The 12898-nt window shown below is 75.1% G+C and carries 7 protein-coding genes and 1 pseudogene; 5 read left to right on the top strand and 3 right to left on the bottom strand.

Annotation, left to right across the window (positions count from 1 at the left end; genetic code table 11):
- Positions 1-760: hypothetical protein (locus EBN88_RS31295; RefSeq protein WP_233580885.1), on the top strand; the 760-nt coding region annotated here is incomplete at its 5' end.
- A gap of 68 nt (positions 761-828) precedes the next feature.
- Here the strand turns inward: EBN88_RS31295 and EBN88_RS23670 are convergent.
- The 3 genes and pseudogenes from EBN88_RS23670 to EBN88_RS23655 form a co-directional block, all read right to left on the bottom strand.
- Positions 829-3423, bottom strand: a complete 2595-nt coding sequence (locus EBN88_RS23670; protein WP_122399097.1) for a polysaccharide lyase family 8 super-sandwich domain-containing protein — start codon at positions 3421-3423, stop codon at positions 829-831.
- Positions 3424-4130: 707 nt separating this feature from the next.
- A pseudogene (locus tag EBN88_RS23660) lies at positions 4131-5217 on the bottom strand (BTAD domain-containing putative transcriptional regulator); the annotation flags it as partial.
- A 419-nt stretch (positions 5218-5636) separates the two neighbouring features.
- Positions 5637-7079 carry an endo-1,4-beta-xylanase gene (locus EBN88_RS23655; protein WP_122399096.1) on the bottom strand — a complete coding sequence of 481 codons (1443 nt, stop codon included), beginning with the start codon at positions 7077-7079 and terminating at the stop codon, positions 5637-5639.
- A 540-nt stretch (positions 7080-7619) separates the two neighbouring features.
- Here EBN88_RS23655 and EBN88_RS23650 point away from each other — a divergent pair.
- The 4 genes from EBN88_RS23650 to EBN88_RS23635 are packed head-to-tail and all read left to right on the top strand — an operon-like array spanning position 7620 to position 12867.
- Positions 7620-8924, top strand: a complete 1305-nt coding sequence (locus EBN88_RS23650; RefSeq protein ID WP_122399098.1) for a helix-turn-helix domain-containing protein — start codon at positions 7620-7622, stop codon at positions 8922-8924.
- A gap of 45 nt (positions 8925-8969) precedes the next feature.
- Complete coding sequence (locus tag EBN88_RS23645; protein ID WP_122399095.1) at positions 8970-9836, top strand: toll/interleukin-1 receptor domain-containing protein; 867 nt, start codon at positions 8970-8972, stop codon at positions 9834-9836.
- Positions 9833-11851 carry an ABC transporter substrate-binding protein gene (locus EBN88_RS23640; protein WP_122399094.1) on the top strand — a complete coding sequence of 673 codons (2019 nt, stop codon included), beginning with the start codon at positions 9833-9835 and terminating at the stop codon, positions 11849-11851. The genes EBN88_RS23645 and EBN88_RS23640 overlap by 4 nt, the downstream gene beginning before the upstream one ends.
- Positions 11848-12867 (top strand): hypothetical protein, encoded by a 1020-nt coding sequence (locus tag EBN88_RS23635; RefSeq protein WP_122399093.1) that lies wholly within the window; start codon positions 11848-11850, stop codon positions 12865-12867. Before EBN88_RS23640 ends, EBN88_RS23635 begins: the two co-directional genes overlap by 4 nt.
- The last annotated feature ends 31 nt before the right edge of the window (positions 12868-12898 follow it).

The raw sequence follows: 12898 nt of genomic DNA, 5'->3' as shown, positions 1-12898 counted from the left end.
GGCGCCGGGCCCGGCCCAGCCGGGACCGCCGCCGGGGCCCGCAGGGCCGCAGCCGGGCTACGGCTATCCGCAGCAGCCCCAGCCCCAACCGCCGGGCCCGCAGCCCGGATACGGCTATCCGCAGGGCGGCCCGGGGCCCGCGATGCCGGGCCCGGGAATGCCCGGGCCGGGAATGCCCGGGCCGGGAATGCCCGGGCCGGGAATGCCGGGACCCGGGATGCCCGGGCCCTACCCGCCGCCGCCCCCGCGCCGGGGGAACGCGGGCGCCGCCGTCGCCCTGATGTTCGGGGCGGTCCTGGCGCTGTTCTTCCTCTACGGCCTGGTCACCGGCATGGTGGTGGACTTCGAGGACCTCATCCGGGACGCCATGGAGAACGGCGACACCGAGATCGACGTCGCCCAACTCACCTGGCTGGCCCCGCTGATCGGCGCGCTGGTCGGCCTGCCGGTGGCCAAGCTGGCGCCCGGACAGGTCGGGCTCTACTGGCTGGCGGCGGTCGGCGCCGTGCTGACGATGGTGCTGGGCGAGACGTTCGCCTCGGCGGTGCTGGCCTCCGAGGCCGTCGACGGGGCCAAGGGCTCCCTGGAGATCTTCTTCGAGGACTTCTCCGACGTCTTCGAGAGCTGGACGGAGAACTCCCACGGCATGACCTGGCCGCTGATGGCGCTGGCGCCGGCGGCGGCCGTGTTCACCGGGTACTTCCTCGGCGGCACCCAACGCCCCGGGCCCCCGGGGCCGCAGCCGATGCCCTACCACTGACGTTCCTTGCCCCGCCCCCGCCGCCCGAGGCGCCGGCCACCCGGCCGGTTCCTCGGGCGGCGGCCGTTTCACCGGTCGCCCGGCGCCAGGCGCGCGGTCAGCGAGGCGCCATAGGCGCGGCGCGTCGTGACGGTCAGCCGCGTGCCGCCCGGGACGCGGCGCACCAGGACGCCGCCGTCCAGCTCGACGGGGCGCAGCGCGCGGCCGCGCAGCGTCACCGCGATCCGGTCCCGTTCCGTCGTCGGGTCGGCGACCGCCACCGAGACCGTGCCGTCCGGGGCACGGGTGACCAGCACCGAGGCCGGTCCCTCGACCTCGACCCCGCCGGCCCGATGGCGGCCCGGCGCGAAGGAGTTGACGCCGACAAGCCCCAACTCCCGGTGCGCCACGGCCTGGAGCCGCTCCGTGTTGGCCAGCACGGTCAACGGGCCGCCGGCGTAGGCGGCCAGCCGCTCCTCGTCGGCGCCGGGCACCAGCGCGCAGGCCAGCGTGCCCGGCTCCCGCGCCCCGGCGGGCAGCTCGGTGCCGAGGGTGAACACCCGCTTGGTGACGGGGGTGTCGGGGTTGGCGGTGCGCACCAGCCGCCGGTTGCGGGTCACCGTCGCGAGGTCCACGCGGGCCTCGGTCGGCTCCAGGAAGGCGTAGCCCACGGCGGTGTTGGCGTCGCGGTCGGCGAACCGCAGCCAGGAGAGCCGCTGTTGGGCGCCGGGCCCGGGCCAGGGGCGGCCGTCCGCCAGCCGGCCGGTGACGGCGAGGTCGGCCTCGGGCGCGGCGATCCGGGCGTCGACGGTGGTGGTCACCGCCCGCCCGGCCGGGTCCCGCACGCCGGCCGCCAGCAGCACCACCTCCTCGTCGAGGAGGAACCAGGAGCGGACGCCCGACGCGTTCCGGTAGGCCACGAAGTCCTCGGGCAGCAGCCCGGCCGCCTTGTCCCGCCAGGCCACGTCGTCGGCGAGCACCAGCCCCACCGCGCCGAAGCCGTCGAGGCTGGCGCCGCCCGAGTGGGCGTTGGTGGAGCACGGGAAGTAGACATAGGTGTTCTGCGCCTCGGAGGAGGCGGTGAACCCGGCCTCCGGGTTGTCGTAGAACGGCTGGCCGTACAGCTCCGGGACGGTGGCCCGTTCCTCCACCGGGGCGGTGACCCCGGCCAGCCGGTGGGGCGGGACGGCGGTGAAGTAGTCCACGCCGAACGCCCGCGTCTGGTCCTGGCCCGACAGGTACAGATAGTGGGCACCGTCGCCCTGGAACCAGGGCATCAGGTTCTCCCCCGACATGTACTCGTAGCGGCTGATCCGCCGCGAGCTGCGGGCCAGCGCGAACGCGTAGCCGGGCCTGCGGTGCACGGTGCGGTCCATCGCGTTGAACGCCACGTTCCGCGCCGCCGGGCCCAGGTCGGCGGGCGGGGCCGAGTCGTCGGCGAGGATGTCCGCGTAGCGGGCCACGCTCACCGGCGAGACGAAGCCCACCGGGTCGGGCGCCACCGGCGAGGTCTCCCGCAGATACCGCACATAGCCGCGCAACTCCCGGGCCCGTTCCGGGTGTTCGACGGCGGCCGACAGGTCGACGGCGGCCTCCACCACGGCCGCGACCGCCGCGTAGCCGCTGGTCGTCCGGGACACCGCCCGGCCCCTGACCAGCTCCATCATCCAGCCCTCGAAGACCACGGGCGCGAAGGAGTTCACCAGCCAGCCGCGCACCACCTCCACCAACTCGGCCCGCGCCAGGTACTCCGTTCCCGCGAGCACCGAGAACGCCTGTGTCACCCGGCCCAGCAGCGAGGTGCCGTAGGAGCCGGTGTAGGCGACCGAGGCGTGCTGGAGGAACGATCCGTCCGCGTAGAAGCCGTCGGTGACGCCGTGCCGCAGGTCGTAGGGGTCGATCGGGTGGAAGACGGTCGTCAGGTCGGCGACGGCCTTGACGATCCGGGCCTCGTCGCCGGTGACCGCGCCCTGGAGGACCCGGTTGACGGTGATGTCGGCGAGGTTGGCGCCGGTGTGGAAGCGGGAGTCGAGATCGACGTCCCCGTTCTCTCCGTTGCGCAGGTAGGCGTCCATGGACGCCACATAGGTGGCGGTCAACTCCGGTGCCTGTGCGGCCAGTTCCTCGGCGAGCAGGACCAGGGTGCGGCTTGTGTGGGTGGAGATGCCGATCTCCCAGTGGAACCAGTTCCCGTAGTAGCCGGCGGACTGGTCGCCGTAGTAGCGCTCGTGCAGCCAGGCCAGGCCCTCGACCACCCGGCGCCGGACGGCGGCGTTGCCGCGCAGGTCGGGGGCGGCGTCGCCGGGGGCGACGGTGGCCAGGGCGATCTCGTAGAGGTGCTGGTAACTGGCGTTGAGGTGCGCGTCGTTGTCGCCCAGCGGCAGCCCGGCGAACAGCTCGCCGGCGCCGGCCGCGTCCCAGGCCGCCAGCCAGGTGCGGGCCGTGTCGGCGATCGCGGCCAGCTTCCCGGCCGCCTCGGGGCGCGCGTTGGACTCGGGCGTGCCGGCGAACGTCGCGACCGTGTTGGCCAGCAGCCGCGCGTGGTCGGCCGCCGCCGCCGAGGCGGGCCTGCCGCCCCAACGGGCTGACCCGGGCGCGGCGTTGGCCGGCCCGGCGAGGGCCGCCTGGCCCGCGACCGTCGCGGCCGGCAGGAGGGAGAGCAGGGCACGGCGGGACAGCGACACGACACAACTCCCAGGCCAGGCAACGGGGAACGTCCCCGGCATCCAACCAACGGACAACGCGTCTGTCACTACTCGGTGTTGACCCGCCGGCCGGGCCGGGAAGGCGGCCTGCCCCGGCGGGGTGCCGCGCCAGCACCTCCGCCGGCCGTCGTTCCCGGCCGTCCATTGCGAGTTCGGAACGGGCGTTGCTGCTGCTGGACGACGCGGTGGAACCGGCCGGCGTCAGGGGCGTGCTCTCGGCGGTCGCGGGGCACGCGACGGTGATCACCAGCCGGCTGGGGCTTGCCGGGCTGGTCGCGACCCACGGGGTGCGGGTGCACCGGCTGGGGCCGCTGACGGCCGACGAGGCGACGGGGCTGCTGGCCGCCGTGCCGGGCGCGGAGCGGGTGGCGGCGGAGCCGGGCGCGGCCGACGAGGTGGCCGAGGTCTGCGGCCGCCATCCGCTGGCGCTGGTGATCGCCGCCGCCCGGCTGGAGACCCGGCCCGGTCTCGGCCTGGGCGACTGCGCGCGCTGGCTGGCCGAGGAGCCGCTGGCGCGGCTGTCCCTGGCGGGCGATCCCCGGATGTCGGTGGTGGCGCTGCTGGACGCGGCCGTTGACCGGCTGACGCCCGAACTGGGCGCCGCCTACGCCGCGTTGGGGTCGCTGGACGCGCCGGTCTGGGAGCCGGCCGACTGCGCCGTGGCGCTGCAGAGGTCACCGGCCCCCCGGGTCGGCCGGGGTCAACGTGCCCAGCCGCTCGGCGAGTTCGTCGGTCACCTCGGCCGCGCTCCGGGGCGTGCCGTCCGCGCGCGCCATCCGCACCAGCACCTGCCCGCCGGGGAAGTGGTCACGCGCCAGGTGCGCCACCTGCCGCGCCAGCGCGGTCTTCCCGATCCCAGGGCCGCCGCAGACCAGTTCGGCGACCGGCGCGCCCGGGCCCTCGGGCCCGGCCGTCAGCCGCCGCAGCAGTGCCGCGACCGCGTCGGCCCGGCCGGTGAACCACGGGACCGCCGGTGGCGAGGGCCGCGCTCCCGCCCGGGGCTCCGCCGGCGCCGGGGCCGGCGGGGCGGCGGACTCGCTCGCCGGGCCCAGGTCCTCGCCGCGCAGGATCGACAGCTCCAGCTGGCGCAGCGCCGCCGAGGGGCCGACGCCCAGACCCCTCCGCCAGATACGCCTTGAACCTCCGGTACTCGGCCAGCGCCTCCGCCTGCCGCCCCGAACGGTAGAGCGCCTCGACCAGCTGCTCGCGGAACCGGCCGTGGTCGGGGTGCGCCCGCGTCGCGCTCCACAGCTCCACCAGCGCCTGCCCGCACTGCCCCAGCTCAAGCCGCAGGTCGCAGAGCCGTTCCACGGCCCGCAGCCGCTCCTCCAGCAGACGCGGCACCTCGTCCCTGTGCAGCACGTCGGAGCGCACATTGGCCAGCACGCCCGTCTGCCACAGCCCCAACGCGCCCTGGAGCGGGGCCAACGCGGCCCCCGGTGTCAGCCCGGCCGCCTCGCGCAGCCGGTCGCGGAAGTCGATCAGGTCCAACGAGCGGGCGTCGGCGGTGATCCGGTAGCCGCCCGGCACCGCCTCGATGGACGCGTCCACCACCTCGTGCTTGGCGAACAGGCGGCGCAGCCGCAGCACACAGGTCTGCAACGCGGCCCGCGCGGTGGCCGGTTGCTCGTCGCCCCACACCATCCGCTGGAGGTACTCGACGGAGACGATGGCGTTGGCGTTGAGCAGCAGCGCGGCCAGCAGGTTGGCCGGTTTCGAGGGGTGGAGGACCACCGTCTCGCCGCCGTCGGTGATGCTCAGCGGGCCGAGCAGCTGGAAGCGGACGCCGCTCGTGCGCGGCCCCGGAACGTCCGGGCTTCGGGTGCGTCGCGGCCCGGGGTGCGGGGGCGGGCGGCGGTGGGGGCGTGATGCGGGTCGTCATGCGGGCCACCTGGTCCTGACGGGGTGGGGGAGGACGAGGGAGCCCGACGCTACCCGCATCGACCCGCCCCGAGCAGGGGCTCGCGCGTCAGGATGTTGCAGCCGACGGGCGCAGCTTCCGGCCAGATCGGGCCCAAGCGGGAGGCTCCGGAGCGCCGTTGCCCCGGTGCCCCGCTGCCCGGTTGCCGGCCGCCCCGTTGCCCCGGTGCCCACGTTCCGTGCCCGAACGGGCGCGGCTCGGGACGCGGCGCCGGGGAGGGACGCCGCGCCCCGGGCCGCCGGGGCCGCCGGGGACTACCGGGCCTTCGGCCCTATGTGCTGGCCACGCAGCCGCCGAGGCGCGGCTGTGTCCAGGTGCCGTTGGCCATCACCGTGAAGCCGAAGCTGGTGGACTGCCCCGCCGCCAGGTTGCCGTTCCCGTTGGGCCGCATCGTCATGACGTTGCCGCCGCTGTCCCAACTGGGCGTGCCGTTCCATGTCGTCGAGACCTGTTGCGGCGAGGTGACCGTCACCGTGACCGTCCAGCCGGTGATCGCCGTGTCGCCGGCCCGCACGGTGACCCGCCCGTTGAACCGGTCGCCCCAGCGGTCGGTCTCCTCGTAGCTGACCGTGCAGCTCCCGTCGCCCGGGTCGGGGTCAGGGTCGCCGCCGCCCGGGGTGCCGCCGAGCGCGGCCAGCACCGCGTCGTAGGCGGGCTTCTTGTTGTAGTTGCCGTCGAACAGCAGCGGGGTGCCGCCGCTGCGCCAGGAGTACTTGTCGGTCACGCCCCACACCGTGATACCCGTGCAACGGGACACCGCCAGGCAGGCGTTGACGACGGTGCGGTAGTTGTCGGCCTGGGCGGTGCCGGAGCCCTCGATGTCCAGCTCGGTGATCTGCACGTCCACGCCCAGCGCCGCGAACCGCTGGAGGTTCTGCTGGAAGTCGGCCGGCACCGGCGACTGCGCGTTGAAGTGGGACTGGAAGCCGACGCAGTCGATCGGCACGCCGCGCTGCCTGAAGTCGGCGACCATGTCGTAGACCGCGTTGCTCTTCGCGTTGATCCCGTCGGTGTTGTAGTCGTTGTAGCAGAGCTTGGCGTTGGGGTCGGCGGCGCGCGCGGTGCGGAACGCCTCCTCGATGAAGCCGTCGCCGAGCCGGTCCTGGAAGGGGGAGGAGCGGCGGGCGCCGCTGCTGCCGTCCTGGAACGCCTCGTTGACCACGTCCCAGGAGTGGATCTCGCCGCGCCAGTGGCCCATCACCGTGGTGATGTGGTTGTTCATCGCGGCGCGCAGGTCGTCGGCCCCCAGGGAGCCCACCCAGCCGGGGAGTTGGGAGTGCCAGACCAGGGTGTGGCCCCGGACGTCCATGCCCTGGGCCTGGGCGTGGTCGACGATCCGGTCGGCGTTGCCGAAGGTGAACTGCCCGCGCTGTGGCTCCAGGGCGTCCCACTTCATCTCGTTCTCGGCGGTGGCGCTGTTGAACTCGCGGTTGAGCGTGCCGACATAGTCGGCCTCGCCGAGGTGGTTCGCGGCGACGGCGGTGCCGAAGTAGCGGCCGCGCTCGGCCGCCGCCTCGCCGAGCGTGCTGGCGGCCAGCGCCGATTCGGCGGCCCGCGCTCCGCCGGTGGCGGTGGCGGTGTCGGCGGCGTGCGCGGTGCCGGCGGTCGCGACCAGGCCGGTCGCGGCCAGCAGGCCGACGGCCGTGCCGGCCAGGGCCCGTCTGAGGGGGGATCTCCAACGCGGGCGGGTGCGCCCACGGGGTGCGTCGATCATCGCGGTTACCTTCTTCCAGGAATCCGGACCGGCCAACGTGCCGTCCGGACAGGGGGGTGACGCGCCGCGCGGCCCTGAGGCGCCGCCGCCCTCGACCCACCGGAGAGCGACGGCGCCGTGGCGATCGGCAACGATCGATCGGAGTATGCGCCCCACCCGAGGGGCCGTCAATGAATCCTTCCGGGAAACTTCCGGTCAACGTTTGCTGCCGGCCCGGGAGTTGACCTCCACCATGAGCTGCCAACTCGCACGCGGTTCCCTCTCGGCTCTCTCGCCGCCGCTGCCGCTGGGAGGGCTCTCCGGCGCCGGATGCTCCGATAATTATCGGAGATCTCGGAAGCCTTTCGGGTGTTCCTTCCGGGTGTCGCCGGCCATTCCGGGCGGTCGAGGTGCTCTCGACACGGTGCGGTGAGAAGGTCTGCACTCTCCGTATGGGAAACGGGAAACAGTCTCACTCTCCTTGCCTCAGCGACCGCCGCTGCCGCAGGCTGACTTCCGGTGATCGACGGCCGGTTCGGCACGAAGGTCCCGGAGGTTCCGATGTCTGATGGTTCCTCCCTGTTCGGTCCGGAACTCCGGCGGCTGCGGCTGGCCGCCGGCTGGACGCTCGACCGGCTGGCCGGCCGGGTGCACTACAGCAAGAGCCATCTCAGCAAGGTGGAGACGGGTCAGAAGCGCCCAACTCCCGGACTGGCGAGGCTCTGTGACGTCACGTTGGAAGCGGGCGGCGTCCTCGCCGCCCTGGTTCCCGAACGCCCGGCGCGTGCGGCAGGCACGCCACCCGCCGGGGCCGCCCCTGTCAGTGACGAAGGCGAGGTGTGGGTTGTGCGTATGGACAGAACGGACGGATCGAGCCACTTCGCCGCCCTCGACCGCCGTCAGGTGGCGATGGCCGGCGCCGGCTCGATCCTGGCCGTCGGGCTCGGCGGCCCCCGCGCCGCCGCCGACGCCACCGGTTCCACCCTGCTGGAGGCCGCCGGCGCGCTCCTCACCCAGTTCCGTGGCCTCGGCCAGGCGTCGGAGCCGGGGCTGCTGATCCCCGCCCTGGCCGCCCAGACCCATGGCGTGGAGCAGCTGGCCCGCCGTTCCTCCACCCCGCGCGCCCGCCGCGAACTGCTGGTGCTGGCGGCCCGGTTCGCCGAGTACACCGGTTGGATGGCCCAGGAGTCGGGCAACGACGAGGCCGCGCTGTGGTGGACCGACCGGGCCGTCGCGCTCGCCGAGGCCGGCGACGACCCGCACCTCGCCGCCTATGGGCTGGTCAGGCGCGGCCTGGTGAGCCTGCTGCGCGGCGATGTCGCGACGGCCGCCGCGCTGACCGAGCGGGCCCTGGCCAGCCCCGTCTCGCCCCGGGTCCGTGGCCTGGCGGCCCAGCACCTCGCCCAGGCCCGGGCCGTCGCGGGCGACGAACGCGCCGCGATGTCCGCCCTGGACCGGGCGCGCGAGCTGCTGAACCGGGCGGCGGACGTCGAACGGGGCGCCATGATCGGCGCCTCGCACGTGCCCGACCTGGTGACCACCTACACGGCGTGGTGCCTCCACGAGCTGGGCCAACCCGCGCGCGCCGCCGAGCTGTACGCGCGCGAGTCCGCCCGGGTGCCCGCCCACGCGCTGCGCAGCGGGACCCGGAACGGCGTGCGGCTCGCCCTGGCGCACGCGACCGCCGGCGAGATCGACGCCTGCTGCGCCGTTCTCGCGCCGCTGCTCGGCCGGCCCGGGGCCGTTCGCTCGGCGACCATCGCCGCCGATCTGCGGCGCACCGCACGGGTGTTGGGCCGCCACCGTCGGCATCCGGCGGTCCGGGAGCTGGGCCCCGACCTCGCCGCAGCCCTGACCACCCTCTGACCGCTCACCGAACAGAAGTTCCCCCATCCCGAGAGAGGCTTCGTCATGCCCGATGTCTTCATCAACTACCGCACCAGCGACGGCAAGGAGATCGCCTACCGCGTCCACGAGGAGCTGACCCGCCGCTTCGGGGAGGGCGCCGCGTTCCTGGCGGCGAAGTCCATTCCCAAGGGCACGGACTACGCCGAGGCCCTGGACCGGGGGGTGCGTCGCAGCGAGGTGCTGCTGGCCCTGATCGGGCCCCGCTGGCTGGACGAGCCCGACCGGAACCGGCCGGAGGGCCGCGCGCTCGACGCGGAGCACGACTGGGTGCGCAGGGAGATCGAGGAGGCGTTCGCCTGCGGTCTCGTGGTGCTGCCGGTCCTGCTCGGCCGGCGCGCCGAGCAACTCGACGCGAAGCGGCTGCCGGAGAGCATCGCGCGGCTCGCCGAGTGCCAGTACCTGCGCTTCGAACTCCGCACCGCCGAGCACGACCTGAAGCAGATCGGCGACGAACTGGCCCGCATCGTGCCCCGGTTGGGCGCGGCGGACCGGGACGCCGGGAACGGGGACGGCGCCTCGGGAGCCGCCGCCGGGGCCGGCCTGGGGCCCGACGGCGGCGACGCCGGGGACGTTCACGGGTTCGGGAACGTCTCGCTCGGGGACGGCCGGGAGGCGATGTTCCACACCGGCACCGGCGCGCAGTTCCGGGTGGACGGGCTGCCCCCGGGCGCCCAGTTGGGCAACCGCTACGGCGAGACTCACATCAGCGGCGACACGGTGCACGGCGACAGCTACGGCGGCGACCGGATCGAGGGCGAGAAGGTCGGCGGCGTTCAGGTCAACGGCGACGGCGCCGTCCTGGGCGACGGCGCCGGGTCCGTCGCCCCGCACTTCGGGCCCGCGCGGCGCCGGAGGGCTGACGAGCGGTGAGCGGCGACTCCCACACCTGGGTCGCCGGGGCGGCCGGACCCATCAACACCGGCTCCGGCCACCAGTATGTGATCCAGGTGGCCATGGAGGAGACGTTCCGGCGGCTGGGCCCACGGGCCCGCGACCCCCGCGCGGTGGCCCGGGGTCAGCTGCGGCACCTGCGGGCGCGCTTCGTTCCGCCGACCGGCTACGCCCGGGCCCGGCGGCTGCTCACGGAGCGGTCGGCCGTCGCGGTCTCCGGCCCGGTTGGCGGCGGGCGGCGGGCCACCGCCCAGATGGTGCTCCACGAGCTGGCCCCGGACGGCGACCCGGTACACGAGGTCGACATCGGCGAGGAGGAGAACGAGACCCCGCTGGATGCCGGCGCGGTCGGGCGGCGCGCCCGGCTGCTGCTCGACCTCTCCGAGAGCGACACCGGTCAACTCCTGCGGCTGCGCGGCGCGTTGGCCGACTTCCTGGCCGTCGTCGAACGCCGCGAGGCGCGGCTGGCGGTGGTGGTGCCGGAACAGGCCACCGCCCTGCTCGCCGCCGACCTGGCGGCACACGTGGCCAGGATCGACCCGCCCCCAACGCGTGCGGTGCTGATGCGCCATCTGCGGCAGGACGGCGTCCGTCTCACCCCGGAGGAACTCGACCTGCCCGAGGTGGCCGCCGAGTTGGCCGGTGCCTCCCTCGCCCGGGTGGCCGAGCTGGCCCGGCTGGTCGGCGAGGCCCACGCGGCGCGGCCGGACGCCGGGTTCGCCGCCTGGTCGCGGGAGGCCCTGGACCGCGCCACCGAGGACGCGGCAAAGACGGCGGCCTTTCTCGCCGGCCTGCCCGACGGGCGGCGCCGCGCGCTGGCGTTGACGGTGGCGACGCTGCACGGGGCGCGGCCGGAGATCGTGCAACGGGCCCTGGACCTGCTGTCGACACAGCTGCGGCACGGCCGAGACGCCCGGCCCCGGCTCGACCACGCGGACCTGACCGCCGAGTTGGAGAAGGTGCGGGCGAAGGTGTCCGGGCCCGACGGCCGGGTGCGCTTCGAGCAACCGGGCCGCGAGGAGGCGGTGTTGGACCACTTCTGGACCTACTACGCCGACCTGCGGGGCGACGTTCAGGCATGGGTGGTGCGCTGCGTGCGCATCCTCGGGCTGCCGACGGGGGAGCGCGAGCGGGTGGTCGACCGGTTCGCGAAGCGGGCCCTGCGGGGCGGCGAGCCGGAGCGGCTGCTGACCGTGGCCAGGGCGTGGACCGGAACGGACCCCTCGCAGCAGCTGGTGCCGGACGCCACCCAGGCGCTGACCGCAGGGCTTGAGCATCCGCGTCACGGCCGCGCGGTGCGGCGGCTCATCCTGGAGGAGGTACGGCGGGCCGACCTGCCGAAGTTCCAACGGCTGGCGCTGACCGTGGTCTGCTCGCGGGTGATCGCCGTGCACCACCCCGACCAGGCGATGGTGCGGCTGCACCATCTCGCCCGGCGGGAGACCCGCGACCAGCGCAGCCCCGCGTGGGAGGAGCTGCGGGAGCTGGTCATGGCCGAACGGCGGCTCGCCGCCCGGCTGTTGCACCGCCTGACCCGGCACATTCCGAACGGGCGGCACGCCCACGCCGACGCGGACCGGCGGCTCCTGCTCGGGCTGACGCGCCCGCTGGCCGCCCACCCCGCGCCGCTGCGCGCGGACGCCTTCCGCGAGCCGCTGGTGCGGGGGTGGGCCGACGCGCTGGAACGGCTGCCGCGCGCCGAGTGGGACGACGCGTTCCGGTGGTGGCTGACGGCCGTCGCCGGGACCGCGGACCGGCACGGCGACCCGCTGGTGGAGATCCTGGCCGAGGCCGGCGCGGCCAGCCCCCGCACGGCCGGCCCGATGTATCTGGCCGCGCGGGTCTGGGCCCACGAGGACCCCGCGCTGCGAGCCGCCCGGCTCCCCGTTGTCGACCGGCTCCGCCGCGCCCTCGACACCGCCCAGGGCCTGACGCCCCCCACGCCACCCGAAGCCCCGCACTCCCGACCCCGTTCGACGGAGAACGCCCCATGAGTTCAGGACACCGCGCGCTCACGGCGTTTCTCGCCCTGCTCTACGGACTGCTCGCGCTGCTCGTCGGCCGCGCCACCGGCTGGCCCGACTGGCTGTGGCCGGCGCTGGCCGGGGCGCTGCTGCTCGGCGGCGCGGCCCTGTTCGCGCTGACCCGTGGACTTCGGGGCCGCGCGCCGCAGGAGAACGCGCTGGAGCAGCGCGTCGTCGACGTCGCCCTGCCCAGCGCCGAGCCCGACTACCCGTTCCTGTTCTCGGCGACGGTGCGCTGGCTGCCGAGGGAGGTCGAGGGGATGGCGTACTTCGACCCGGGCGGGATCGCCGTCGCCTCGATCCTGCTGCGCGCCCGGGCGTTCACCGCACGCCAGGATCCCGCCGACGCCGGCCTGGCCCAGCACCGGCTCAACGCGGTACTCGGCGTGATGGAGGCCGACCCGTCCGGGCGCGTCCTGGCCATGGCCAGGAACGTCCACATGGCGCTGGTGGAGACCGACCGGGAGCGCCTGAGCAGGCTCGCGGACGTCCGCAAGGACGAGGAGGTCTGGGAGCACGAACGCAACTACGAGCGGAACAAGCGGAGTTACCTCTCCACCGACGTGCTGAGCGATCCCGGCAGCGCCGTGGTGTGGTGGCTGGCCAACCACGACGATGAGGTGGCGGGCGCGGTCGAGCGGATCGGCCTGCTGGCGCAGCTGTCAGCCGCCGCCAACAACGGCGAGGTGCCGCCCCCGTTCCGCCCGTGGCTGCCCCGGCCCGAACAGGAGCCGCACCAGGAGGACGACGGGGCGTCCCGGGGGCCGGCCACCCCGCCGGCCGAACGGCTGCTCGACACCCTGTGCGCGTGGCTGGCCGTCGACCGCGACGACCCGGACCTGGTCCTGGTCGCCGAGCGGCTCGCCCAGGTGCTGCGCGCCTCCGACCGCCCCGAGGAGGCGGACCAGCTCGCCGACCTGGTCGCCCACGTCGGGCGGCCGCCGCCCGGGGGCGAGGAGCACACCCAGCCGCCGCCCGAGGGCTGAGGGCACGCGACGGAGCCGGGCCCCCGCCCGG

This window comes from Streptomyces triticirhizae (assembly GCF_003696235.1).
In the GTDB taxonomy this organism is placed as follows: Bacteria; Actinomycetota; Actinomycetes; order Streptomycetales; family Streptomycetaceae; genus Streptomyces; species Streptomyces triticirhizae.
This window is presented reverse-complemented; position numbering and strand designations above follow the sequence as displayed.